The following is a 23737-nucleotide window of genomic DNA, read 5'->3' on the forward strand; positions in this document are numbered from 1 at the left end:
CCCCGCCGATCTTTAGAATGAAGATGCGTATAGCGCATAAATATCTAAGCGAGGACAGCATGACGCTCTCACCCGGAACCCTGCTGGAGATGCAGCGGCGAATGCTCCGCATCCGCCGCTTCGACGAGCGCGCCTCCAAGATGGTCAAGCGCGGTCAGATCCCCGGCACGGTGCACACCAGCATCGGTCAGGAGGCGCAGGTCGTCGGCGCGTGTATGGCGCTCGGCGAGAACGACTACATGACCGGCAACCACCGCAGCCACGGCCACCCCATCGGCAAGGGGTCGCCGCTCGGCCCGCTCATGGCCGAGTTGGTCGGCAAGGCCACCGGCGTGTGCGGCGGCAAGGGCGGGTCACTGCACCTGGCCGACTTCGCGGTCGGCAGCCTGGGCGAGTCCGGCATCGTCGGCTCCTCGATCCCGATCGCCACCGGCGCGGCGCTGACGAGCAAGGTGCTCGGTATCGAGCGGGTCTCGCTGGCCTTCTTCGGCGACGGCGCGGCCAACCAGGGCTGCCTCTACGAGGCCATGAACCTGGCCGGCGTCTGGGGCCTGCCGGTGGTGTTCCTGTGTGAGAACAACCAGTACGCGCTCTCGACCCCGGCCCACACCGTGACTGCGGGCGTCATCGCCGACCGGGCCGCGGGCTTCGACATGCCGGGCGTCCGGGTCGAGTACGGCCAGGACGTGCTCGCCGTCCACGACGCGGTGCGCACCGCGGTCGAGCGGGCCCGCCGGGGTGACGGACCGAGCCTGGTCGAGGTCGTCACCTACCGCTTCAACGAGCACTCCGAGGGCCTGCGCCTCGGCACCGACTACCGCGACGCCGCCGAGCGCGCGGCCTGGATCGAGCGCGACCCCATCGTGCTGTTCCGCCAGCGTCTCGCCGCCGACGGCGTGGCCACCGACGAGCAGCTCGACCAGCTGGAGGCCGACGTCCTCGCCGAGGTCGACGAGGCCGTCCGCTTCACCGACGAAAGCCCCTACCCGGACCCCGAGGTGGCCTTCCGGGACCTCTACACCCACCCGATCGGAGTGAGCACATGACCGTCATGAGCTACCTCGGCGCCATCGGCGCCGCCCAGCGCGAGGCCATGGAGAGCGACGAGCGCGTCGTCATCATCGGCGAGGACGTCGAGGCCAACGTCTACGGCACCACGGGCGGCGGCAAGTCACGTTCCGACAAGGGTGACTTCCTGCAGATGTTTGGCAGCAACCGGATCCGCAACACCCCGATCTCGGAGGAGGTCATCGTCGGGGCCGCAATCGGCGCCGCCATGACCGGGCTGCGCCCGATCGTCGACCTGTCCTACTCCAGCTTCCTCTACATGGCGATGGACCAGTTCGTGAACCAGGCAGCCAAGAACCGCTACATGTTCGGCGGCCAGGCCTCGCTGCCGGTGGTCTTCCGCTCGGCGATGTTCTACGGGCTCAGCACCGGCGCCCACCACTCCGATCGGCCCTACCCGATGTTCATGAACGTCCCCGGTCTGAAGATCGTCGTGCCGGCGACGCCATACGACGCCAAGGGGCTGCTGCGCACCGCCGTCGACACCGACGACCCGGTGCTGACCTTCGAGACCTGTCTGCTGTGGGGCAGCAAGGGAGAGGTGCCCGAGGAGGAGTACCGGATCCCGTTCGGCCAGGCCAACATCGTCCGCCCCGGCGACGACGTCACCGTGGTCGCGATCTCCAGCGCGGTGCCCGAGGCGGTCGTGGCCGCAGAGGCACTGGCCGAGGAGGGCGTCTCAGTCGAAGTCATCGACCCGCGCACGCTGGTGCCCTTCGACACCGAAGCGGTCATCCGCTCGGTGCAGCGCACCGGTCGTCTCGTGGTCGCCGACCCCGCGCACCGCACGTGCTCGGCGGCGGCGGAGATCTCCGCCATCGTCGCCGAGGAAGCCTTCTCCTCGCTGCGCGCACCGATTGTGCGGGTGACCACTCCGGACATCCAGATCCCATTCAGCCCCGCGCTGGAGAAGCAGCTCTACCCCAGCCGCGCCGGTATCGCCGACGCCGTCCGCCGGGTCACCGGATCCGGTCCGGCCGCGTCCGCCGACACCGCCGGGCTCGACCGGCTCGCGACGCACCCGCAGCGCTGACCCGCGCGTCGGCGCCGCGCACCACGACAACCGGACAGGTCACAGGTCACACCGACCGCACAGATCACACAGACCAACACAAAGAAGAGCAGGGGAAATCCGGATATGGCCAAGATCGAGGTTCTGCTCCCGCAGTGGGGGATGGGCATGAACGAGGGCACCATCACCAGCTGGCTCAAGAGCGTCGGCGACACCGTCGACGAGGACGAGCCGCTGGCCGAGGTCGAAGCGGAGAAGGTTGAGGAGACCATTGAGGCGCCGGTCACCGGGACGCTCTCCGAGATCGTCGTCGCCGAGGGCGAGACGGCCGAGGTCCGCACCGTCGTCGCCTACATCGAGACCGCCTGAGCGCCACGGGTGCCCCCTGGAAGGAGCAGCACATGACGCAGATCGACCCGCGCAGGGTGATCCAGGACGCCGTCGAGGGCGGATACGCCGTGGGCGCGTTCAACATGCACAGCGTCGAGACCACCGAGGCGCTCGTGGGCGCCGCCGGGCAGGCGGTGGCCCCGGTCTTCCTCCAAGTCGGCCGGGCGATCGTGCCCCACGTGGGCCTGCGCAAGGCCTACGAGATGACCCGCCGTGTCGCCGAGGAGTCCGACGCCGACTACGTCATCCACCTCGACCACGGTCCGTGGGAGGAGGTCTTCGAGGCGATCAGGCTGGGCTTCGGCTCGGTGATGTACGACGGCGCGCACCTGCCGTTCGAGGAGAACATCCGCACCACCCGCCGCATAGTCGAGGTCGCGCATGACTTCGGCATCCCGGTGGAGGCCGAGCTGGGAAAGATCCCGGACGCCGACGAGGAGGTCGACTGGTCGTCCTACTACACCGACGTGGCCGAGGCCGAACGCTTCGTCGCCGAGACCGGTGTGGACTTCCTGGCCATCTCGGTCGGCATCGTCCACGGCGTCCCGCTGGCGTCGCCGCAGCCGCTGGACATCCAGCGCATCGAGGAGATCAAGGCCGTCACCGGCATCCCGTTGGTGCTGCACGGAGCCTCCGGCGTACCCGAGGACGAGGTACGGGCCGCGATGGCCGCCGGGGTCCACAAGTTCAACGCCGACACCGACCTGCGCCACGCGTTCCGCGCCGGCATCGAGGCGGTCTGGCAGCAGGGCGACCGCCAGTTCGAGGAGGCCGTGGCCGAGGGCCGTGAGCGGATGCTTGCCGCCACCGTCGAGAAGATGAAGCTCTACGGCTGCGCCGGCCAGGCGCCTAGCGGACGGATCCGCTCATGAGCGTCACCGATAGGCCGGCCGGCACCGTCACCCCGCTCAAGGGCATCCGCCGCACGGCGGCCCGGCGCATGGTCACCGCGTGGGCCGCGCCAACTTTCCACCTCAGCGTCGATGTCGACATGACGACGGCGCTCAGGGCGAAGGAGCGGGAGCCGGGCGCCACCGTCACCGACGCCCTGCTGGGGGCCTGCGCCCGGGCCCTTGCCGCGCACCCCGCGATCAACGCCCACTACGGCGACGAGGCGGTCACCTCCTTCGCCTCGGTCAACCTCGGCATCGCCGTGGCGACCGACGCGGGCCTGGTGGTACCGGTCGTGCACGGCGCCGAGGCCCTGGACCTCGCCGGCATGGCCGGGGCCCGCCGCGACGTCGCCCTGCGGGCCCGTGAGGGCAGGCTGCGAATGGCCGATGTCACCGACGGGACGTTCACGGTCTCCAACCTCGGCATGATGGGCATCGACCGCTTCGACGCCATCCTCAACGTGCCGCAGGTGGCAATCCTCGCCGTCGGCGCCACCACACGGCGCCAGGTCTGGAACGACGGCGACCCGCAGTGGCGACCGGTGGCCGAGCTGACCCTCACCTGCGACCACCGCGCGGTCGACGGTGCCACCGGCGCCCGGTTCCTCGCCGACCTCCGTGGGCACCTTGAGTCGGCCTGACCACGACGCCGCGCTCGCCCGCGAGCTGGCCACCTGGCCGGTCGGTTCGGCCGGCGTGATGGTGGTCGGCCCGCGGGGCCGGCTCGGCGCCGCAGGCGAGGTGACCACGGCGTACCCGTGGGCATCGGTGACCAAGCTGCTGACCGCGCTCACCGTGCTGCGCGCGGCCGAGGACGGCGTCGTCGACCTCGACGAGCCGGCCGGGCCGCCCGGGTCGACCGTGCGGCACCTGCTGGCCCACGCCTCGGGTGTGGCCTTCGACGAGGACCGCGTAGTCGCCGGGCCCGGCAAGCGCCGGATCTACTCCAACCGCGGCATCGAGCTCGTCGCCTCACACCTGGAGACCCGCGCCGGCTGGCCCTTCGAGGCGCTGCTGCACGACGGTGTCATCGGGCCGCTCGGGCTGACCGGCACCGTGCTGGCCGGCTCACCGGCGCACGGCGCGCGCGGACCGGTCACCGACCTCGCCCGGCTCGCGCACGAGCTGCTGGCGCCGGCGGCGCTCTCGCCCGCGCTGGTCGCCGACGCCGTCACCCCGGCGTTCCCGGGCCTGGCCGGGCTGCTGCCCGGCTTCGGACGGCAGGTGCCCAACGGCTGGGGCCTCGGCTTCGAACTGCGCGGCGGCAAGAGCCCGCACTGGACCGCGCCCGCCAGCTCGCCCGTGACCTTCGGTCACTTCGGCCGATCCGGGGCCTTCCTGTGGGTCGATCCCGACGCCGGTGTGGCGTGCGTGAGCGCCGGCGACACCCCCTTCGGTCCCTGGGCCGCCGAACACTGGCCGGTGCTCGCGACCCGGGTGCTCGACCTCTACGGCTCCGCCGCACCGCCCGCTGCCTGACGACCGCCCGCCCACCTCCTGACGACTGCCTGACGATCGCTTGACGACCGGATAGGACTCCGCCATGAACCCCTCGACCACCGCCGTCCAGCCCGGGCACGCCGGCCGCCTCGGTCCCGACGAGCACCGTGCCGCCTGGGAGCGCCTGGCCGGCGGCAACGTCGACGTCCTCATCGTCGGGGGCGGTGTGACCGGCGCGGGCGCGGCGCTCGACGCGGCCACCCGCGGGCTGTCGACCGCGCTGGTCGAGGCCCGCGACCTGGCCAGCGGCACGTCGTCGCGATCGAGCAAGCTCTTCCACGGCGGGCTGCGCTACCTGGAGCAGCTCGAACTGCCGCTGGTGCGCGAGGCCCTGCGCGAGCGTGAGCTGATGCTCACCCGTATCGCCCCGCACCTGGTCGAGCCGGTCTCCTTCCTCTATCCGCTCCGGCACCGCGGCTGGGAGCGGCTCTACTTCGGTGCCGGCCTCGCCCTCTACGACACGCTCGGTGGCCGGTCCACGCTGCCGCGCCACCGCCACCTCACCCGCGCCGGCGCCCGTCGGCTCTGCCGCTCGCTCAAGCCCTCGGCACTGGTCGGCGGCGTGGTCTACCACGACGCCCAGACCGACGACGCCCGGCACACGATGACCGTGGCCCGCACCGCGGCCGCCCACGGCGCCGTCGTCCGCAGCTCGACCGAGGTTGTCGACCTGCTCCGCGAGGATGACCGGGTCGTCGGCGCGGTGCTGCGTGACTCCGACACCGGCGACACCTGCCGACTGCGCGCCCGTGTGGTGCTCAACTGCACCGGCGTGTGGAACGACGAGGTGCAGCGGCTGACCGGCGAGCGCGGCGGGTTCTCGGTGCGGGCGTCGAAGGGCGTGCACCTCGTGGTGCCGCAGGACCGCATCGACTCCGGCACTGGGCTGATCCTGCGCACCGAGAATTCGGTGCTGTTCGTGATCCCATGGCGCGGGCGCTGGGTGATCGGCACGACCGACACCGACTGGCGGCTCGACCGCGCGCACCCCGCCGCGACCAGCGCCGACATCGACTACGTGCTTGGGCAGGTCAACAAGGTGCTCGCCGTGCCACTGACACGGGACGACGTTCTCGGCGTGTACGCCGGCCTGCGGCCGCTGCTCTCGGCCGGGGAGGGGACCAGCACCGCGAAGCTCTCCCGCGAGCACGCCGTGCACCGTTCGGTGCCGGGCCTGGTCTCGGTCGCCGGCGGCAAGTACACGACCTACCGGGTGATGGCCCGCGACGCCATCGACGCCTGCGCCCCCGACCTCGTCCGGGGGGCGGCCGGCCGGCTCGCGCCGTCGGTCACCGCCGAGGTGCCGTTGCTGGGTGCCGTCGGCTACCGCGCGATGGCCAGGCGGACCTCGGAGCTCGCCGCCGAGCTCGGCGTCCCCGAGACCCGGGTCAGCCACCTGCTGCGCCGCTACGGCACGATGTCGCACACGGTGCTGGCACCCGCGGCCGACGACCCAACGCTGCTCGAACCCCTTGAGGGCGCGCTGGACTACCTGCGCGCCGAGGTGCGCTACGCCGCCACCCACGAGGCGGCGCTACACCTCGACGACGTGCTCACCCGCCGCACCCGCATCTCGGTCGAGACCGCACACCGCGGCATCGACTCGGCGGCGGACGCTGCGGCCCTGGTCGCGCCCGTGCTGGGGTGGGACGACGCCACGGCGGCCCGCGAGGTTGAGGCCTACCGCGCCCGGGTGGAGTCCGAGCGCGCCTCGCAGGAGGAGCCCGATGACGCCGGCGCGAACGCAGCCCGCCTGGCCGCGCCCGGGCTGCGGCGCACCTGGGCCCCGGCACACGGCTGACCGCCGTCCCGGACGTTCACCCAGCGGGGCACCCGACTGACGGCGAGGTGCTCGCGGTCAGCCGCCGACGGGCGCAGCCTGGATCGCCTCGTGCTTGCGGGTGCCGCCGGCGACCGCCCAGCGCCGCCCGGCGCCGGACGATGGCGAGGTACTCGCGGTCAGCCGCTGGCGAGGTGCTCTGCGGTCACCGCGTCGGTGACGAGCATGTCGATCCACCCGCCGGCGAGCGCGGCCCGGATCGCCTCGTGCTTGCGGGTGCCGCCGGCGACCGCCCAGCGCCGGCCGGCGGCGCGCAGCTGGTCGGCGGTCACGCCGATGACCAGATCGTCGAACCCGTCGGCAATCGGCCGGCCGTTACGGTCGATGAACTGCAGGCAGACCTCACCGACCGCGCCCCGGTCGCGCATCGCGGCGAACTGTTCCTCGGTGAAGAAGTTGTCTCCCGGGCGCAGTGCGGGGTCGATGTAACAGGAGCCGATGCCGACCAGGGCGAGGTCGACGGAGTTCAGCGCCTCGAGCGCCTGCCGTGCGTGCAGGTCGCGGCTGAGCAGCAGCTCCTTCATCTCAGGGGTCGCCACCACGCCGGGGGTGCGCAGGAAGACCGGCTGCGCTCCGGTCAGCGAGGCCAGCCGCTGGGTCGAGCGGGCCGCGTCGTGCTGCAGGTCCGGGGGCCCTAGGTCGCCGAGCATCTCCACGACCTGCTGGGTGCGGGTCCGCAGCGGCTGCAGCGCGTCGACGGTCATGCGCAGCGTCTTGCTCCATGAGGTGAAACCGATGACCGGTGTCTCGAGGACCAGTTCGCCGAGCAGCGCGGCCATCGCGTGGGCGAGGTCGCGGTTGAGTTCGGCCTCGTCGTCGCTGACCGCGTCGATGACGTGCACCTCGCTGACGGGGAACCGCTTCTCGACGCGCTCCTCGAGCTCGGCATGGATGTGCTGCGGAACCGCCACGACGGTGCGGACGATCGAGGCCTCTTCGGCCTGCGTCAGCAGGCGGGAGACCCGCGACTGGGAGATCCGAAGCCGCTCGGCGATCTCGGTCTGGCGCATCCCATGGGTGTGGTAGAGCCGCGCGACCTTGATCATCAGGCGCTGGCTGTCGATGTCGGCCATCAATCCTTTGCTCTCGTCTCGTGCTTGGCGCACCCGGCCGCCCCCGATGGCGGCGTCTGCATCTTAAGAGCCGCCAAGTCACCCACACAGCCCTCTGGTGGTACTCACACTCTTGCCCTCGACCTGTGACGGTGATTACGCTACAAGAAATTGCAGGCACTGAATAGACATGCAGGCTCGGGGAGCGGCGAGGAGTCGGTAGTGGCAGAGTACGCGGTGGCGCCGTACGACGTGGTGGTCGTCGGGGCGGGGATTAACGGACTGGGCATCGCCCGTGACGCGGCCGCACGCGGCCTGCGCGTAGTGGTGCTCGAACAAGACGACCTCTGCAGTGGTGTCTCGGCGTGGTCGGGGCGGCTGGTGCACGGTGGGCTGCGCTACCTAGAGCACCGCGACTTCGCGCTCGTGCGCGAGTCGCTGCGCGAGCGCGAGCGGCTCTTCCGGCTCGCGCCGCACCTGGTCAAGCCGTTGCGGCTGATCATGCCGCTCTACCGGCACAACCGGCGCCCGGCGTGGATGATCCGCCTCGGCATGGTGGCCTACGACGTGCTCTCCTTCGACAAGAGCACCCGCCGGCACGAGGTGCTCTCGGCCGCACGGACCCGCACCCGCTTCGGCGGCATCGCCACCGACGGGCTCACCGGTGCCACCATCTTCACCGACGGCCAGGTCGAGTACGCCGAGCGGCTCTGTGTCGAGGTCGCCGTGGCCGCGGCCGGCGACGGCGCCGAGATCCGTACCAAGGCCCGCGTCGAGGAGCCGCTGACCGAGGGCGGCCGGGTGGTCGGCGTCCGCTACCGCGACACCACCACCGACACCCTGCGCGAGGTGCGCGCCCCAGTCGTCCTCAACGTGGCCGGGCCTTGGATCGACCGCATCTTCCGCCGCGGCGCGCCCGAGCAGCCGCGGCTCAACGGCGGCACCAAGGGCAGCCACCTGGTCGTCGACCCGTTCCCGGGTGCCCCGGACGACGTCGTCTACTACGAGTCGAAGACCGACGGACGCCTGGTGCTGGTGATCCCGTGGATGGGCCGCTACCTCATCGGCACCACCGACCGGCGCTTCGAGGAGGACCCCGACGCCGCCCGATGCGACGAGGACGAGATGACCTACCTCCTCGACGAGGTGAACGAGTTGGTGCCCGGCGCCGGTCTCACGCCCGACAACGTGCTGTTCACCTACTCCGGTGTGCGACCGCTGCCCTACGCCCCCGACGTGGAGGAGTGGGAGGTGCCGCGCAGCCACGTGCTGCACGACCACGCTCCCGGCCTGCCCGGGCTGATCACCGTGGTAGGCGGCAAGCTCACCACCTACCGGCAACTGGCGCAGGACGCCGTCGACGACGTCTTCCGGCGTCTCAGCCGGGTCTCGCCGCGCTGTGTTACCGCCTCGCTGCCGCTGCCAGGGGCCACCGGCGACCTCGGTGTCGCTCGGCGCTTCCTGCGCGAGCGCGGCCTCTCGGTGCGCACCACCGACCGGCTGCTCGCGCTGTACGGGGGCCGCGCGGTCGACGTCGTGGCCGGGGCCGGCGACGACGGTCCCCTCGCGGTGCTGCACGAGCCGACCGGCGCGCTCGAGGCGGAGCTGCTCTTCGCGGTTCGCCACGAGTTCGCGCGCACGCTCACCGACGTGCTCGCCCGCCGGACGCTGCTGGCTTTCGAGCCCGGCCACGGCCGTGAGTCGGCTGGCCGCGCGGCCGAGGTGCTCGGCGCCGAACTCGGCTGGGACGCCGCCCGGCACGTCGCCGAAGTCACCGAGTACGACACCTGGCTGACCCGGCTCGCGGTGCCCGGCCGGCCTCCGGTGCCCGATCCGGAGTCCGCGGCGCCGGCCGGGCCCGGGAGCGCGGCGTCATGAGCCGTTACGTACTCGCGCTCGACGAAGGGTCGACCTCCGCACGCGCCGTCCTCGTCGACGAGACCGGAACCATCGTCGCCGAGGCGCGCAACCCGGTGGTGCCGCACTACCCGCGCCCGGGCTGGGTCGAGCTCGACCCCGAGGCGCTGTGGGAGGCCCAGCGCGCCAGCATGGCCAAGGTCCTTACCGACTTCGGCGTCACCACCGACGACCTGGTCGCCGTCGGCGTCACCACCCACCGCGAGACCTGCCTGATCTGGGACCGCCGCACCGGCAAGCCGGTCCACGACGCGCTCATGTGGATGTCGAAGCAGACCGACCCGATCGTCGAGCGCTGGCGCGCCGCCGGCCTCGACGACGAGGTGCGCCGCCGCACCGGCGCGCGCAACGACTCCTTCTTCAGCGCCGCGAAGCTGACCTGGATCCTCAAGAACGTCCCCGGTGTCCGCGCCCGCGCCGAGCGCGGCGAGCTGGCCGCCGGCACCGTCGACACCTGGCTGGTCTGGAAGCTGACCGGCGGGCGCTCGCACGTCACCGACCACAGCGAGGCCTCCCGCACGGCGCTGTTCTCCCTCAGGGGGCTCACTTGGGACGAGGAGCTGTGCCGCGCCTGCGAAGTGCCGCTGGAGCTGATGCCGCCAGCGCTGCCCTCGGACAGCCGCTTCGGCGAGATGCGCCCGGCCGACGTGGGCCTGCCCGGCACGGCGTCCGTGCCGGTCGCCGCAGTGATGGCCGACCAGCAGGCCGGCATGTTCGGCCAGGTCTGCCTGGAGGCGGGCTCGACCAAGAACACCTTCGGCACCGCCGGCGTGCTCATCGCCAACACCGGCGCCGAGCCGATCGACGTCCCCGGCCTCACCGCGAGCGTCGGCTGGACCATCGCGGGCCGTACCGTCTACGAGGTCGAGGGCGTGGTCTTCCACTCGGGCCAGACGCTGCAGTGGCTGCGCGAGCGTCTCGGCGTACTGAAGCCTGGCGAGCGGATCGAGGACGTCGCCCGGCGGGTGCCCGACAGCAGCGGGGTGTACCTGGTGCCAGCCTTCGCCGGGTTGTGCGCGCCGTACTGGCGGCGCAACGCCAGCGCCGGGCTGGTCGGGCTCACCCTCGAGACCGGCGCGGAACACGTCGTACGCGCCGCGGTCGAGGCGATGGCCTACCAGAACCGCGACAACGTCGACGCTCTCGTGGCCTCCGGGACCCTGGTGCCGGAACTGAAGGTCGACGGCGGCGCCGCCTCCAGCGACCTGCTCTGCCAGTTCCAGGCCGACATCCTCGGCGTCCCGGTGGTGCGGCCGGTGCAGCTGGAGCGCACCGCGCTCGGCGTGGCCCAGCTCGCCGGCGTCACCACCGGCGTCTGGAAGCTCGAGGACCTCCCCGGGCAGTGGCACGTCGACCGGGTCTTCGAGCCGGAGATGTCCGAGGAGCGCCGTGAGGAGCTCTACGTCGGCTGGCAGGCCGCGGTGCGATCGGTGGTGGGCACATGAGCGGGTCGGCGGTGACGCCGGAGGGCCGCAAACTGCTCCGGCTCGAGGTCCGCAACGCGAAAACCCCGATCGAGCGCAAGCCGGAGTGGATCAGGACCCGGGTCAGGACGGGCCCGGAGTACCAGCGCCTGCGGAACCTGGTCAAGTCCGAAGGACTGCACACGGTCTGCCAGGAAGCCGGCTGCCCCAACATCTTCGAGTGCTGGGAGGACCGCGAGGCCACTTTCCTCATCGGCGGTGACCAGTGCACCCGGCGCTGCGACTTCTGCCAGATCGACACCGGCAGGCCCCGGCCGCTGGACCGCGACGAACCGCGCCGGGTCGCGGAGTCGGTGTGGACCATGGGCCTGCGCTACGCCACCATCACCGGCGTCGCCCGCGACGACCTCGAGGACGGCGGGGTGTGGCTGTACGCCGAGACGGTACGCGCGATCCACGGGCTCAACCCTGGCACCGGGGTGGAGAACCTGATCCCCGACTTCAACGGCAAGCCGGACCTTCTGACCGAAGTGTTCGAGTCCCGCCCCGAGGTGCTGGCCCACAACGTCGAAACCGTGCCGCGGATCTTCAAGCGGATCCGGCCCGCGTTCCGCTACGAGCGGTCCCTGGAGGTGATCACCGCCGCGCGGGACTTCGGGCTGGTGACCAAGTCCAATCTGATCCTGGGCATGGGCGAGACCCGTGAGGAGGTGTCCCAGGCCCTGCAGGACCTGCACGACGCGGGCTGCGAGCTGGTAACGATCACCCAATACCTGCGGCCCTCGGCACGCCACCACCCCGTGGAGCGGTGGGTCAAGCCCGAGGAGTTCGTCGAACTGGAGGAGGAAGCCGACCAGATCGGTTTCTCCGGAGTCCTGTCTGGCCCCCTCGTACGATCGTCCTACCGCGCCGGCCAGCTCTACCGGACCGCGCTCGAACGGCGGTCGACATCATGACCACCGCGCCAGCCGCCACCGCGCTGGGCGGCATCGTGTCAGGCGCCTTCGGCACCGCCCCAGTGACAGTCCGGCTGTCGCCGCCGCGCACCGGCCCGGCCGACGTCGCCCACGCGCGGGCACGGCTGGCCAGCATCGCGGACGCCGACGTCGCCGAGCTCGACCTCATGTGCCCGCCCCCGACGGCCGCCTTCAGCTCCCGCGACGCACTGCTGCCCGGCTACGCCCGCGCTCGTGCCGACCTCGAGGCACACGGCTTCGCCCCGATGGTGCGGCCGGTCGGCGGCCACCTGGCCGTGTACGACCAGGGTGCCCTGGTCGTACACCTCGCCGCGCCGCACCCGGTCGCCCGCGACCACATCCGCGAACGGTTCGAGATCTTCGGCGCCGTCCTCGCCGACACGCTGCGCGCCTTCGGGGTCGACGCGCGGGTGGGACCGGTGCCGGGGGAGTACTGCGACGGCGCCTACAGCGTCAACGACGCCGGCCGCGCCAAGATCGTCGGCACCGGCCAGCGCATCACCCGCGCCGGCTACCTGCTCAGCGCGGTCGTCTCGGTACTCAAACCCAGCCGGGTACGCGCCGCGCTAGAGGTGGGATACGCCGACCTCGGCCTCGACCTACGCCCCGAGACCGTCGGCTGCGTCGCCGACAGCACGCCAGGGGTGACGGTGGAGGAGGTCCGCAACGAACTGGTGGCCACCCTCGCACGGACGCTGCCGATCGCCGCCCCACAGACACCATCACTGCCTGCCGCCGTCTGAAGGAGCGGTCAGTGCGGATTCCCGAACGCGACGTCCGTCGCTTCCCGGACATGTCGACGAGCTACGACGCACCGGACGGGCAGGGCATCCTCGTGTGGACGTCGACACGTCCTCGCGTCTCCCTGGCGCATGCGGTCCTGATGGCTTCCGAAACGGTGTGGCACACCCACGGCGGGGACGGCTACCGGCAGCTGCATGCCCTCCCCACCAGCGAATTGAAAGCCCTCAGAAGCTGTTGTCTTTCCGGGCTTGAGGACAGTGTTTTCGCTGGTCGGGCGTAGCCTCGACGATCCTGTGGGAGTGGTGGTCTGTTGCGTCGCCGCTGCTGTGGAGGTCATGGATGCCGTCGGTCGTAGGGCTGCTGGAACAGCGCGAGCTCGTTGCTCGCCGTCGTGTGGACGAACTGCGGGAGGAGGCCGACCGCATCCAGGCTGAACTGGCCGTGGCCGAGCGGGACTGGAAGGAATGGGCCATCGCTCGCTCGCGGGTGGGTGAGGTACTTGCCCCGTCAGACGAGACCGAGCATGGCCACGGCCGGGCCGACGGGACAGCACCGACCGCCGACGGACAGGCCGGGGATGCATCGTCAACGCCGGAAGCGTCGAAGGCGAAGTCGCAGGTGCCGGTGTGGCGTGAAGGGCTTGCGTGGTCGGCGTTGTCGGTGGACTACCAGCGCATCCTCAAGGCGCTCGCGGACCGGGCCCGGCTCGGGCAGGGGCCGATGACCTGCCAGGAGATGGCCGCCGTGTTCGGGATGGACGTGGTGCCGGCGCGGGTGGAGGCACTGCGGTCGAAGGCGAAACGCCTGGTTGCGCGCGGCTGGCTGGCCGAGCCAGCACCAGGCCGGTTCACGCTCGCCCGTGGCGTGAGCGAGCCAGGCGGCGGGTGCGCATCAGGTGGGCGAAGAGGCGTTCGACGATCCACCGCTTGGGCAGCACCACGAAGCCGCGCATGTCATCGCTGCGTTTGACGATCGCCAGGACCACGGCGAACGTGGCCAGGCAGTACTCGACGAGGCTCCCGGTGTAGCCGCCGTCGGCCCAGATGAGGGCCAGCAGGTGGTGGGCGTCGGCGACTTGTTGCAGCAGGACCTGGGCCACGGCGCGGTCGCCGATATCCGCACTCGTTACCATGACGCCCAGCAGCAGGCCGAGGGTGTCGACCACGACGTGCCGCTTGCGGCCGTTGATCAGCTTGCCGCCGTCAAAGCCACGGCTGTCGGCGCCGACGACGGCGTCCGCCTTGACGGACTGCGAGTCGATCACTCCGGCCGTCGGCTCCGCGTCCCGCCCCAACTTCTCGCGGACCCGGGCGCGCAGCCGGTCGTGGAACTCCTTGACCAGGGCGTTCTCGCGCCAGCGGCGGAAGAATGCGTATACCCGGTCCCACGGCGGGAAGTCGGCGGGCATCGCCCGCCACTTGACGCCGTTGTCAACGAGATAGCGGATCGCATCCAGCACCGCGCGGTGGCAGTACCCCTCCGGCCGGCCGCCCCGTCCGCGCATCCAGCCCGGCACCGGCAGCAGCGGCCGGACCTCAGCCCACTCCACATCCGTCATGTCCGACGGATACCGGCGCTGCCGCTCGGCCCGGTCAGCCGCGTTGCCGTACACGTGCGCGAGGCAATCACACGATGGAGCAACCGAGTTGGACTGCCCGGCCATCGACACGGAAGACTGCGGCACCAGGGGCCTCCTGTTGCTCTATGGATTCGACACCCACGAGCTGTTCAGGAGGCCCCTTCCTCATGCCCTCGCCACGGCAGGATCACCCGACCGGGAACCCGCGTTCGACTGCCACCGCTCAAGATCGAAAAGACAACAGCTTCTAAGCCTTCCCCTTCCAGATGCCGACGGAGAAGACCTTGATGACCAGCGACGACGCCCTCGATCAGTTCAGACACATCGCGCGTGAGAGGGCATTTGGCAGGCATGTCGGGTCGGACAGGCTCATCCAGGCAGGTCTGGACGCGCTGGTAGCTGGGGTCGAAAGCCCGTCCCTGGCCATGCTGGCGGGACTCCTCCGAAGCGAAGAACCCGAAGCGCCAGAGCTCTTCGACCAAGTCCTGGACGAGCTGGGACTGCTCTTCCATCCGCCCACGGACCCCCGGGCCGCAAAGTGGGCGATGGCCTACTGGATCGCCGGTCAGATCGCCGACGGATCCCTGGATCCCGCCACCGGCACTCACCTCATCTGGGCAGACATCGCCTATGACCTCGGCTACCCCGAAGAGCTGGCACCACTGGTGTCCTGCGCGCACAACCTGGACGGCTGGGAGGAGAGCTGGGGAGTCTCCGTCGAGGAACTCAACGGAGAAGCGGTTGAGGCAGCGAAGCAGTTCGTTAACAAGGGGGCAGGAGCCGAGGCGCGGGACTGACCAGCGGTCCCTTCTCGCCACCGGGATTCGTCGCCCGCGAGCTGATCCGCTCACTCAGCGTGGCCGCGTCACAGAAGTTGAGCCAGAACCCGAGAACGGGAGGCACCCGCCGGTACTCGGCAATGGCGGGACGAGGGCCGCGACCTACGCCCGTAGCCAGCGCTTTTGTCCCGGCCCCGGACGAGCGGCACACAACGTCCTGCCAGCCGACACCGAGCTGCTATCCGAAGCCATCGATATTCGACGCGTGGCAGCGCCTCCCGAACCGCCCGAGAAGCGCTGCTCTTCGTCATCGACAGAGCCACCCGCGATTTTCTGCGTCGAAGGAGATCGGCCCAGCCGCTTGGCCAGCTGCCGGGCCGATTCCCCGGCGGCGAGGCCACGGGATATCTCCTCGCGCTCTCTGCCGTTCAGATGCCGCTCTGACCGCATCTGCGCGGTGAGGCGGACGCCGCCGCTCTTGTGCAGGAACCGATGCCCCTCGCGCCAGCGTCTCCAGATCTCGTCCTGCTGAGCTGGCGAAAACCCGTAGTCACGCACCTGTGCCTCCACGATCACATGATCATCCGAGGGTGGTGCGTTGATCACTTGAGGGTGCCACCTGCCCTTGAGGGTGCCACCTGCCGCAGGGGGCCGCCACGCACCACTCAGATGTGACGGCCCCCGCTGTCGGGCGGATCAGGTACGAGCCCACTCGGAACAGGAGTCACCGAACATGTCGTCCTCACACACCCGGAAGCGGTAGACCGACCCGGATACGGACGCGCAGCCGGCGTCTGAGCCGTTGTCATCCACTAACTTGAGGGCTTTGCTGTCCGATGTCTTCTCGTACAGGGCGTAGACCCAGTGGCCGTCGGACTCCATGTCACAGACGCTCAGAGTCTTGGTGTCGTAGTCGTACACCGCATAGTCGCTCCCCTGAGTGACGACCAGGGGTGTGGTTGCGGCGTGGGCGAGGCCCGTGGAGAGCGTGAGCGGTGCGACAGCCAGTGCGAGGGCGATGCCCGCGTGGCGAAGGCGTATCACAGAGTTTCCCTTCATTTCAGATGATGCGGGGGTCCTTCTGGAAGCACTCAAATCTTCGCCCCAACTTCATACTCGTTACAAGCTGTGAATACGCCATCACACTTCGGTCACCTAACCTGAGCTCACGAAGCACCCGTCCATGTGCAGACCGCACGTGCAGCCGCGAAGAGCCGCCCCCAACTGCTCGCCAGGCAACCGCCGCCCGTCCCGGCGCAGGCCTGACTGGGACCCGGCCACCCTCGCCACCGCGATCGACAGCCCATCACCAAACACACCTGGGAAGGCGCCCGCCTTCAGCAGCTCGCCGCGGAATTCCTCGCCCAGGCAGCGGGACAGCAGCGCGGCGCGACGGCCAGGAACCGGCCGGGCTTGCCGCCGTACTCCAAGGCCTGATGACCGACCGGGCCTGGGAACTCCCCGCCGTCGGCGGCATCCTGGAACGCTGGCCCGACATCGCGGGCACCCTCTCCCCAAGGCTCGCCGTGCACGTCCAGGCAGTCGCCTTCCACCCGAAGACCGGGCAACTGGGACCTGCGCGCCGACTTACCCGTCTACGCCACCCAGCTCCGCCTGATCACCCTGCGGATCATCGCCACGGCCAACAGCGCGACGGGCACCAACACGGTGCGCACCGTCCGGGTCCTGCCTCCGGGCACCCCGCCCACGCCCCGCACGCACCCGAGACCCCGGCCGCCGGGCCGAACGCCCGTCCGCGCCGGTCAAGACCCGCGAGACGGGATCGGCAGGCTTCCACCAGGCCTCGCCGCGCATCAGGCCGCCGTGCCCCCAGCCGCACCGACCCTGCGATCGCGGAAGCGGTGCAGCGGCAGACCGCCGCACTGCGCGCCCTGTCCCGCCGCGCCTTCCCCGAACCGGAACAGCCGGCCCCGATCGAACAGGCCCGCACCCAACGCCGCCGCCAGACCGAACGCCTCCCACACGGCGGCCCTGCGCCGCGCCCGCGCCGAACGTGCCGGGACCACCGGGACGCCTCCCACCGACGAACCGCTGGCGCGGCCTGACACCACACCCCTCATACGGGTGATCACCTTCCGGCCGAGCTGACGGAGCGGCAGAACGGCCTGGCGTGGCGCCGGTAAGGTGCTGGTGCGCACTGCGGTGCGCCTCCTCTCCGGACCACGTCCGGGCCCCCGCCGTCGGGGCCCGGCCCGAATCCTAAGGAACGCCGCCGGCCGGGAACCACCGGCGGCCGGTCTGAGAGGAGGCGCCCATGGGGCGCCACGGGAAGCAGAGGCCAACACTCCGGCAGTGCTGCGAGAACCTGCTGGTCCGAGTAGCACGGACGCTGGGCAGGTGGCTTAAGCGATAGGGCCGACCTGAGCCCCGCAGTATGAGGCTCAGGCCGAAACACCCGTGTGGCTCTCATCCTGGGATTCCGGCCCGGGATGGGAGCCGCTCCTCCGAAGGTGCACCTTGCGGAGTCGCGCAGAGGCCACGGTAGCCGATGGCCCAGGCCACGGCGAGAGCACCGCCGCAGACCACCACGCCCCCCAGGCCAAGCCTTCCGCCCTGCTGCGGACTGCACTCCGCCGCACCCGTCCTCCCTCTGCTTCTGGAGTGTTTCGTGTCCGTACGGAAGACCCCCGAGACCCTCGCGGAACTCCGGAAGGAAGCCGAGGAGTTCACCCGGGCCCGCGCGGGCCACACCAGCTCCAAGAACGACGTCGCCCGCGTTCTGGAACTGATCCGGGCAGCCGAGGTGCACCTGGACTCGGCCAACGAGAGCTACTACCTCGACGAAGGGGACCAGATCCACAAGGCCGGCGCCCGCGCCATCGCGCTCCGCCTCGACCGCGACGACCCGCGTCCCATGCAGGCGTCGTCCCCTTGCTACGGGCGCAGGCCGCGGTGGCGCCCCGCCGTTGCCCGAACAGCTTCAGCGCGTCGGCATTCCTGTCGTCGCCGAACTTGCTGCAGGGGGTGTCCGGGCAGGCGTCGGCCCTCCCGGGGGGAGGACGGGAGCGACGGCGCGGCCCGCGCCAGGGCAGCCTGGGTGAGCGGTGCGGTGACCCCGTACTGAGGGTCACCGCCGATGTCAGCATTGCACTGGTTTCAGCTATCCAACAGGCTCGTGACCGAATTCGGTGCACCCACCCCCAGCCCGGCTGATATCTGTACGCCCCCGCGTGCGCCCTCGTCGAAGCTGACCGTGGCTTCGTTCACTTTTAACTGAATGACGTCAGCGTGGGGCGGCCCGCCGCCCGGCGGGCCGCCGAAGCGGGCCAGGCTGAGGTCAGCCAGCTATTGCGGAGTCGAGATGACGGGTGTCACCGAGGCTGACGACCTGGCGGTTGTGGAAGAAGTCGTCTTCGCGGAGCGTGGTGATGCTGCCGGAGGGGGCCCGGAAGCTGGCATAGCCGGCCGACTCGATCGGCATCTTGATCCAGGACGCCACGACGAACGTCAGGGAGCCGCCGTGCGTCAGGATGATCTGGTGTTCGCAAGGGTTCTGCAGGATCTCGTCCATGGCCGCGTAGATGCGTTGCGCCCACGCAGCCTTGGTCTCGGAACCCTCCACGCCCTCGTCGTGGTCCATTCGCTCCCCGACAGCCGGCGGTGGGACGAAGCGCCGATCCAGCCACTCCTGCGGCTTTCCCCCCGCCTCACCGTAGGACTTCTCCCGCAGCCTGCGATCCAGGATCGGCTTCACGCCGAACAGTTCGGCCACCTCCTCGGCCGTCCGCAGGGTGCGCTGCAGATCCGAGGAGAACAGCTCCACCTCTGCGCCGTTCGGGACCTGGGCCCGCAACGCCTGGGCGATGGAGACAGCCGCACGGACGCCAGCGGGCGTCAACTTCGAGTCATGCCATCCGCCGACGACTCCCTCGACGTGGTGCGTCGCCTCCGGATGGGTGACGACGTAAAGAGTGCGCATCAGTGCGTGCCTTCCTGTAGGTAGCGTCCTGCCTGAACGCAGGCCGCAACTATGGAAGAGACGGTTCAGAACGATCAAGCGGGTTCTTCGGCCCGTGCTCAGGTGCTCGCGAGGCGGTAGGAGTCGGTGCCGGTCTCGATGATCGTGCCGTTGAAGGTCAGCTGGTCGACGATGGCCGCGCAGAGGCGAGGATCCGTGAACGTCTTGGTCCAGCGCGCGCTATGCGGCGCTTGGTTGTATCCCCGACGCAGTCGGGATGAACTTGGAGGGAGGTTCTCGGGTCGCTGGGCTTACTTGAGTGTGAAAGCGTGAGGGGACAACAGCATGCTCGGAAAGCGGTGCCCGTCTGGAGGCGTCCAGGACGGGGGGCCGCAAGACCCGCGCGATATGGCTATGGCTTGATTGCTAGAGCCACGACCGTGCCCGCCCGGGCACCGCGGAACACCTCGCCGCCCTGCCGGGCATCACGGTTCTCGCCCTGGACCTCCCGGCCGCCCTGGCCGTGGCCCGGCACGGGACCTGGGCGGCGGCACACTGCCAGTACGCAGCCCAGCCCACCCCCGACCGCCCCTGCGGAGCAGTCATCGCCCACCACCACCCCAAGCCGGTGGACCGGCGGGCCGGTCCGCGTCCTCGACCTGACCCCGTGACACCGACACCGGCCCAGGTCTGCCGGGCGAGGTGGCGACGTCCTGGCCGATGCACTCGGCCTTGCGCAGGATCTCGGTGCGTTCTGAGCGGCTCCGTGCGCTGCGTCGCGGTCGGCTGCCCCGGGAGCGGCCGTCGGGGGCTGCGGACCGTTGTGTGGCCCTGGCCGCAGGAGCCTTCCCGGCCGGAGGTGCATACGGCAACATCACTTGCTGCGCTGGGGTGTTGAGGATATTCACCCGTTCGTGAGGTGATCTTGTGCGCGGCCTGTTCAGGGGCAGGTGTGGCATTCGTCACCCGAGCGGGACCCTCTGCTGTCGCCGCATCACCCCCCGTGCTCGAAGTGCCTGGTCAGGCCGCACCTTCGAGACGACTGGAATGACTCAACGCTACTAGTTGATCTCTCAAGGTGAAATCCGGAGGGCGGTGGATGCGTGTTCGGAGCGTACGCCCGCTTGAGTAGGCCACATCCCGGCGCACCACCGCGCCGATCACCGTCCGCAACGAAGAGGACCGATGACCGAAGAAGTCGGCGAGGAAGGCCGCGTGCCCGTGGCCGAAGCTCCTCTCCCGCTCCCCGTGGAGTTCGAGGCGCACTACATCCTGCACCAGGAGGCCTTCCACGATCTGGCCCTGGCCGTGCTGGGAACGAACGATGCGGCCGAACGAGCTGTCCACCGGGCCTTTCTGGAGATTCTTCGGCACTGGGACAGGCTGAAGCTGGAGAGCACCAACCTCCAGCAGGATGTCTGGGCGATCGTGCGGCGTACCGTCGTGTCCGAGGAACTGCTGTCCCTGCGCGCCCAGCTGGCGGCTCTGGACAGCGGCAGCGGGCTGTACGCGGCGCTGGGCGCGCTGCCGCCGCGCCAGTTCGACGTCATGGTCCTGCGCTACATCGGCGGGCACGACACCAAGCACATCAGCTGGTACATGGGAGTGACACCCAGCACCGTGGACTACCACTGCCGCAAGGCCCGGGAGAAGCTCTCCCCGGTCCACCAGAAGAATCTCAGGTCCCAGGGGGAAGAGACCGCATGAGCACGTGGGAAGAACGCCTTGCCGCAGCGTCCAGGTGCGAGCCGCGCCGACGCTTCGACGTGCCGGCCGGACTGCGCCGGCTTGCCCAGGACGCCGGATACCTGCCTCCGCCCGCCGCCGAACAACCCGCACCGGCAGCCCCGCGGCCGCCAATGCCGCGCCAGGAGCCCCCGCCGGCCGCCCAGCGCCCCGGCATGACGACCCGTGCCCATCTGGAAGCCGTCACCACATGGGGCGTCACCCAGAGCGGCGCGGCCTCCCACATGAAACGCCTCACCGACATCATCGGCTCCACGAGCACCGCCTTCGAAGGGTGGACACACGACCTCGACATCGACGGAGTCCACGTCTTCGCATGCTCCCTCTACCTCGCCGACCACCCCGAACGGGCACGGTTCTGGTGGAGACTGGCCGCCGGCGCCGGACACGGCGCGGCCGCCTACTGCCTGCATCTGCAGCACACCCTCACCGGGGAACTCAAGGAAGCCAACCACTACTGGGAACAGCTCGGGAACGCCCTGGCCGAGTCGGACGGCGGCCTCGACGAGAGGGAACTGGGAGTGCTGCTCTGGGCCCTGGAGCACTTCGCCGGCCTCAGCCTCTCTGCTCGCGCGCACCCGGATTTCCCCGTCAGCCTCCTGGAGGAGGTCGACCGTCTCGCCGGGCTGACCGACGACGGACAGCCCTTCCGGCCCGGCCCCCGTCTTGCCGACCGCCTCCGCGAACTCGCCAGCCACTGACCCACTGCCGACAGGGAGCCGTCCCAGAGCACCGCCCGCTGGGAAGGCTCCCTTCGTCATTCTCCGAGGAGGAGACATGCTCACGGCCACCACCCGCCGGATGACTGGCCGACGGGTCCGGCAGCGCCGCCGAGCCGCTGCCGGACACTTCCTCCGAGGCCTCGCCTACGGCACCAGCCTCGTCACCGCCACCCTGCTCAACACCTGGCTGCAGCACCTGGCTGCAGCACCTGCTGTGAGGCCCAGCCCTCGCCACCGGAACCAACGCGGAGCAGCGCTACGCCCTCGGCCGTCGGCGACACCGGCCGGCCCTCCCGTGCGGAGGCCGGGACGGCCGGCATCCCCCGCGCCAGATGCCCCGGGCGAGCCAGGCCGGACGCGGAGCCGGTCACGTCAAGCCTGGGCGCTTTCCCCCTCAACGCCATCGTGACCGGCCCACCACCTACCGGCGCCTCGCCAAGTGGAGAATTCCTTACGGTCGTTGATGTCCTTTCTGGCCACTTTCGTCGTCTCCGTTGACCGCTCCCGTCGCCCGCGGCTTGGCTGTCCCCCGTGCCCGCCGCCGGGGAGAGGAAGCGGCGGGCCCTTCACGAGGGGGGAATGACTGTCATGCAACCGATCACCCGAGCCGGCAGGGCCAGCGGCAGCCGCCGGCTGACCGCCGCCGGAGCCGCAGCCGTCCTGGCGACCGCCGCCGTGCTCGCCCTGGCCGCCGCTCCGGCCCAGGCCGCCCCGGCGCCGCGCGGCACCACCAGCCAGGTCGACGCCGGCCTCGGCGGCGCCAAGCCGAACGGCGGGAGCACGAGTCTCGACGTCAGTGCAGACGGCCACTACGCGCTGTTCACCTCGGACGCCGACAATCTGGTGGCCCAGCCCTCCGCGGACGAACAAGTGTACGTCCGGGACCTGCGCCACGGCCGGACCGAGCGGATCAGCGCGCTCACCGACGGCACCCCGATGAGGAGCAACGACGGAGTGATCAGCGCGAACGGCCGCTACGTCGCCTTCACCAGCCTCGACCGCACCCCGGTGGACGGACACAAGCCCATCGGGGACAACAACATCTACGTCCGTGATCGCCGGACCGGCCGCACCGAGCTGATCAGCGCCGGCAACGGCACGGTCGACCGTTCCAAGTACACGGCCGACAGCCCGTCCATCAGCGCGAACGGCCGCTACGTGGCCTTCGCCTCCACCCGCACCGATCTGTTGCCCGTCAACAAGACCCCCTCACTGAAACCGCACCCCCAGCCCTACGACATCTTCGTGACCGACCGCTGGACCCACACCACCCGGATGGTCAGCACCGCCGCGGACGGCTCGCCCTACAACGGCAGGTCCACCAACCCGACCATCAGCGCCGACGGCCGCACGATCGGCTTCAGCTCCACCGCCACCGAACTGCTCCCGGTACCCGAGGGCCCGACCGACCCGGAGGACCCGACCGACCCGACCGGCCCGGAGGACGGGCAGGCCCTCACGGTGGCGCGTCTCGCCGGGTACTACGTCCGCGACCTGACAACCGGCACCACCCGCGTCGCCGCCACCGACCCGGCCGGCGTACCCGCCCGGGCCGCCCTCGACGCCGTCATCAGCCCGGACGGGCGGACCGCCCTCTACTCGCTGTCCACGCCCAGCGCGCCACCCCGCAAGACCAACCATCTGGAGCTCTACGCCCGCAACCTGCGCACCGGCACCGTGAAGCTGGTCAGCACCCCGCTCCCCGGCACCGGAACGACCGGCGACTCCCACGCGGGCGCCATCACCGCGGACAACCGCTGGGTCTACTTCACCTCCCACGCCGACAATCTGGTGCCCGGCCCGCACTACCCGTGGCTGAGCCCGGACATCTACCGCCACGACCTGCGCACCGGGCGCACCGAACGGATGGCCACCACCCCGGACGGCTCGATCAGCAACGGTGCATCAAGCACGCCGTTCGTCGACGCCCGCGGCACCACCGTGGTCTTCCAGTCCTCCAGCGGCAACCTGCTGCCCGGCAGCGACGACCCGGAGAGCGATCGCTACCACGTCTTCGCCCGCAACGTCCGGCATTAGAGGGCCTGCCACGCGGTGCCGCACGCCCGGGGACTCCCTGCCTCGGGCGGGGACGGAGAGGCCCTTGTGAGCTTGTGAATCAGCGGGGGGCTTCCGCCCCGCCGCCCTGGCGCACCAGGTCCAGGACGTGTGCGTGCA

23 protein-coding genes and 3 pseudogenes are annotated in these 23737 nt (G+C 70.6%); 19 read left to right on the forward strand and 7 right to left on the reverse strand.

Features of this window, described 5'->3' with window-relative positions; genetic code table 11:
* The first annotated feature begins 17 nt into the window (after positions 1 to 17).
* The 7 genes from GTY84_RS05225 to GTY84_RS05255 all read left to right on the forward strand — a co-directional run bounded on the left by GTY84_RS05225 (position 18) and on the right by GTY84_RS05255 (position 6664).
* Positions 18 to 1046, forward strand: a complete 1029-nt coding sequence (locus GTY84_RS05225) for a thiamine pyrophosphate-dependent dehydrogenase E1 component subunit alpha (protein ID WP_202549966.1) — start codon at positions 18 to 20, stop codon at positions 1044 to 1046.
* Complete coding sequence (locus GTY84_RS05230) at positions 1043 to 2101, forward strand: transketolase C-terminal domain-containing protein (RefSeq protein WP_161224916.1); 1059 nt, start codon at positions 1043 to 1045, stop codon at positions 2099 to 2101. The genes GTY84_RS05225 and GTY84_RS05230 overlap by 4 nt, the downstream gene beginning before the upstream one ends.
* Before the next feature lie 105 nt (positions 2102 to 2206).
* Positions 2207 to 2449 (forward strand): biotin/lipoyl-containing protein, encoded by a 243-nt coding sequence (locus GTY84_RS05235; RefSeq protein ID WP_161224917.1) that lies wholly within the window; start codon positions 2207 to 2209, stop codon positions 2447 to 2449.
* A 32-nt stretch (positions 2450 to 2481) separates the two neighbouring features.
* A complete protein-coding gene (locus GTY84_RS05240; RefSeq protein WP_161224918.1) occupies positions 2482 to 3342 on the forward strand; it encodes a class II fructose-bisphosphate aldolase in 861 nt (286 codons plus the stop codon).
* Positions 3339 to 4004, forward strand: coding sequence for a 2-oxo acid dehydrogenase subunit E2 (locus GTY84_RS05245; protein WP_161224919.1), 666 nt, complete (start codon positions 3339 to 3341; stop codon positions 4002 to 4004). The genes GTY84_RS05240 and GTY84_RS05245 overlap by 4 nt, the downstream gene beginning before the upstream one ends.
* Positions 3991 to 4842: a serine hydrolase domain-containing protein gene (locus GTY84_RS05250; protein ID WP_345943348.1), complete on the forward strand. Its 852-nt coding sequence runs from the start codon at positions 3991 to 3993 to the stop codon at positions 4840 to 4842. The genes GTY84_RS05245 and GTY84_RS05250 overlap by 14 nt, the downstream gene beginning before the upstream one ends.
* Before the next feature lie 64 nt (positions 4843 to 4906).
* Positions 4907 to 6664, forward strand: coding sequence for a glycerol-3-phosphate dehydrogenase/oxidase (locus GTY84_RS05255; RefSeq protein ID WP_161224920.1), 1758 nt, complete (start codon positions 4907 to 4909; stop codon positions 6662 to 6664).
* A gap of 158 nt (positions 6665 to 6822) precedes the next feature.
* Here GTY84_RS05255 and GTY84_RS05260 read toward each other — a convergent pair whose 3' ends face one another.
* Entirely contained in the window at positions 6823 to 7776 is a 954-nt protein-coding gene (locus GTY84_RS05260; RefSeq protein ID WP_161224921.1) for a sugar-binding domain-containing protein, read from the reverse strand.
* Positions 7777 to 7977: 201 nt separating this feature from the next.
* Here GTY84_RS05260 and glpD point away from each other — a divergent pair, with 201 nt between their 5' ends.
* From glpD to GTY84_RS33485, 6 genes and pseudogenes are all read left to right on the forward strand, one after another.
* A complete protein-coding gene (gene glpD, locus GTY84_RS05265; protein WP_161224922.1) occupies positions 7978 to 9633 on the forward strand; it encodes a glycerol-3-phosphate dehydrogenase in 1656 nt (551 codons plus the stop codon).
* A complete protein-coding gene (glpK, locus tag GTY84_RS05270; RefSeq protein ID WP_161224923.1) occupies positions 9630 to 11117 on the forward strand; it encodes a glycerol kinase GlpK in 1488 nt (495 codons plus the stop codon). Before glpD ends, glpK begins: the two co-directional genes overlap by 4 nt.
* Positions 11114 to 12052, forward strand: a complete 939-nt coding sequence (gene lipA, locus GTY84_RS05275; protein WP_161224924.1) for a lipoyl synthase — start codon at positions 11114 to 11116, stop codon at positions 12050 to 12052. Before glpK ends, lipA begins: the two co-directional genes overlap by 4 nt.
* The gene (locus GTY84_RS05280; RefSeq protein ID WP_161224925.1) at positions 12049 to 12816 is read left to right on the forward strand and encodes a lipoate--protein ligase family protein; all 768 of its coding nucleotides are present in this window, start codon (positions 12049 to 12051) and stop codon (positions 12814 to 12816) included. The genes lipA and GTY84_RS05280 overlap by 4 nt, the downstream gene beginning before the upstream one ends.
* Before the next feature lie 11 nt (positions 12817 to 12827).
* Positions 12828 to 13097: a hypothetical protein gene (locus GTY84_RS05285; RefSeq protein ID WP_161224926.1), complete on the forward strand. Its 270-nt coding sequence runs from the start codon at positions 12828 to 12830 to the stop codon at positions 13095 to 13097.
* Between the two features lie 59 nt (positions 13098 to 13156).
* Positions 13157 to 13702: pseudogene (locus GTY84_RS33485) on the forward strand (hypothetical protein); the annotation flags it as partial.
* Here GTY84_RS33485 and GTY84_RS05295 read toward each other — a convergent pair.
* Positions 13665 to 14375, reverse strand: coding sequence for an IS5 family transposase (locus tag GTY84_RS05295; protein WP_161224927.1), 711 nt, complete (start codon positions 14373 to 14375; stop codon positions 13665 to 13667). The pseudogene GTY84_RS33485 and the gene GTY84_RS05295 overlap by 38 nt on opposite strands.
* A 308-nt stretch (positions 14376 to 14683) precedes the next feature.
* On the opposite strand from GTY84_RS05295, the gene GTY84_RS05300 reads away from it, so the two are divergent.
* Positions 14684 to 15193 (forward strand): hypothetical protein, encoded by a 510-nt coding sequence (locus tag GTY84_RS05300; protein ID WP_129311575.1) that lies wholly within the window; start codon positions 14684 to 14686, stop codon positions 15191 to 15193.
* 144 nt (positions 15194 to 15337) lie between these two features.
* On the opposite strand, the gene GTY84_RS34860 is transcribed toward GTY84_RS05300, so the two are convergent.
* The 3 genes from GTY84_RS34860 to GTY84_RS05315 all read right to left on the reverse strand — a co-directional run bounded on the left by GTY84_RS34860 (position 15338) and on the right by GTY84_RS05315 (position 17334).
* Positions 15338 to 15781: a helix-turn-helix domain-containing protein gene (locus GTY84_RS34860; RefSeq protein WP_345943349.1), complete on the reverse strand. Its 444-nt coding sequence runs from the start codon at positions 15779 to 15781 to the stop codon at positions 15338 to 15340.
* A gap of 90 nt (positions 15782 to 15871) precedes the next feature.
* Positions 15872 to 16219: a hypothetical protein gene (locus tag GTY84_RS05310; protein WP_161224928.1), complete on the reverse strand. Its 348-nt coding sequence runs from the start codon at positions 16217 to 16219 to the stop codon at positions 15872 to 15874.
* Positions 16220 to 16989: 770 nt separating this feature from the next.
* A complete protein-coding gene (locus GTY84_RS05315) occupies positions 16990 to 17334 on the reverse strand; it encodes a hypothetical protein (protein WP_161224929.1) in 345 nt (114 codons plus the stop codon).
* A gap of 470 nt (positions 17335 to 17804) precedes the next feature.
* Here GTY84_RS05315 and GTY84_RS05320 point away from each other — a divergent pair, with 470 nt between their 5' ends.
* A complete protein-coding gene (locus GTY84_RS05320) occupies positions 17805 to 18260 on the forward strand; it encodes a hypothetical protein (RefSeq protein WP_161224930.1) in 456 nt (151 codons plus the stop codon).
* A 213-nt stretch (positions 18261 to 18473) separates the two neighbouring features.
* Here GTY84_RS05320 and GTY84_RS05325 read toward each other — a convergent pair whose 3' ends face one another.
* Complete coding sequence (locus tag GTY84_RS05325; protein ID WP_161224931.1) at positions 18474 to 19115, reverse strand: histidine phosphatase family protein; 642 nt, start codon at positions 19113 to 19115, stop codon at positions 18474 to 18476.
* A gap of 98 nt (positions 19116 to 19213) precedes the next feature.
* Positions 19214 to 19327: pseudogene (locus GTY84_RS05330) on the reverse strand (ATP-binding protein); the annotation flags it as partial.
* Positions 19328 to 19461: 134 nt separating this feature from the next.
* Between GTY84_RS05330 and GTY84_RS33495 the strand changes: the two are divergent.
* The 4 genes and pseudogenes from GTY84_RS33495 (at position 19462) to GTY84_RS05350 (ending at position 23599) form a co-directional block, all read left to right on the forward strand.
* Positions 19462 to 19765: pseudogene (locus GTY84_RS33495) on the forward strand (hypothetical protein).
* A 514-nt stretch (positions 19766 to 20279) separates the two neighbouring features.
* The gene (locus GTY84_RS05340) at positions 20280 to 20801 is read left to right on the forward strand and encodes a sigma-70 family RNA polymerase sigma factor (protein WP_161224932.1); all 522 of its coding nucleotides are present in this window, start codon (positions 20280 to 20282) and stop codon (positions 20799 to 20801) included.
* A 194-nt stretch (positions 20802 to 20995) separates the two neighbouring features.
* Complete coding sequence (locus GTY84_RS05345; RefSeq protein ID WP_237532078.1) at positions 20996 to 21541, forward strand: hypothetical protein; 546 nt, start codon at positions 20996 to 20998, stop codon at positions 21539 to 21541.
* A 600-nt stretch (positions 21542 to 22141) separates the two neighbouring features.
* The gene (locus GTY84_RS05350; protein ID WP_161224934.1) at positions 22142 to 23599 is read left to right on the forward strand and encodes a PD40 domain-containing protein; all 1458 of its coding nucleotides are present in this window, start codon (positions 22142 to 22144) and stop codon (positions 23597 to 23599) included.
* Positions 23600 to 23737 lie beyond the last annotated feature (138 nt).

The sequence above is a fragment of the Streptomyces sp. SID8352 genome (assembly GCF_009862265.1).
Lineage (GTDB): Bacteria > Actinomycetota > Actinomycetes > Streptomycetales > Streptomycetaceae > Streptomyces.

Coding starts and splice junctions, on each gene's coding strand:
- GTY84_RS05295 (WP_161224927.1), bottom strand. CDS start 14,375: ATGACGGATGTGGAGTGGGCTGAGGTCCGGCCGCTGCTGCCGGTGCCG.
- GTY84_RS05240 (WP_161224918.1), top strand. CDS start 2,482: ATGACGCAGATCGACCCGCGCAGGGTGATCCAGGACGCCGTCGAGGGC.
- GTY84_RS05230 (WP_161224916.1), top strand. CDS start 1,043: ATGACCGTCATGAGCTACCTCGGCGCCATCGGCGCCGCCCAGCGCGAG.
- GTY84_RS05280 (WP_161224925.1), top strand. CDS start 12,049: ATGACCACCGCGCCAGCCGCCACCGCGCTGGGCGGCATCGTGTCAGGC.
- GTY84_RS05260 (WP_161224921.1), bottom strand. CDS start 7,776: ATGGCCGACATCGACAGCCAGCGCCTGATGATCAAGGTCGCGCGGCTC.
- GTY84_RS05350 (WP_161224934.1), top strand. CDS start 22,142: ATGACTGTCATGCAACCGATCACCCGAGCCGGCAGGGCCAGCGGCAGC.
- lipA (WP_161224924.1), top strand. CDS start 11,114: ATGAGCGGGTCGGCGGTGACGCCGGAGGGCCGCAAACTGCTCCGGCTC.
- GTY84_RS05325 (WP_161224931.1), bottom strand. CDS start 19,115: ATGCGCACTCTTTACGTCGTCACCCATCCGGAGGCGACGCACCACGTC.
- GTY84_RS05245 (WP_161224919.1), top strand. CDS start 3,339: ATGAGCGTCACCGATAGGCCGGCCGGCACCGTCACCCCGCTCAAGGGC.
- GTY84_RS05255 (WP_161224920.1), top strand. CDS start 4,907: ATGAACCCCTCGACCACCGCCGTCCAGCCCGGGCACGCCGGCCGCCTC.
- GTY84_RS05225 (WP_202549966.1), top strand. CDS start 18: ATGAAGATGCGTATAGCGCATAAATATCTAAGCGAGGACAGCATGACG.
- GTY84_RS05345 (WP_237532078.1), top strand. CDS start 20,996: ATGACGACCCGTGCCCATCTGGAAGCCGTCACCACATGGGGCGTCACC.
- GTY84_RS05300 (WP_129311575.1), top strand. CDS start 14,684: ATGACCAGCGACGACGCCCTCGATCAGTTCAGACACATCGCGCGTGAG.
- GTY84_RS05235 (WP_161224917.1), top strand. CDS start 2,207: ATGGCCAAGATCGAGGTTCTGCTCCCGCAGTGGGGGATGGGCATGAAC.
- glpK (WP_161224923.1), top strand. CDS start 9,630: ATGAGCCGTTACGTACTCGCGCTCGACGAAGGGTCGACCTCCGCACGC.
- GTY84_RS05340 (WP_161224932.1), top strand. CDS start 20,280: ATGACCGAAGAAGTCGGCGAGGAAGGCCGCGTGCCCGTGGCCGAAGCT.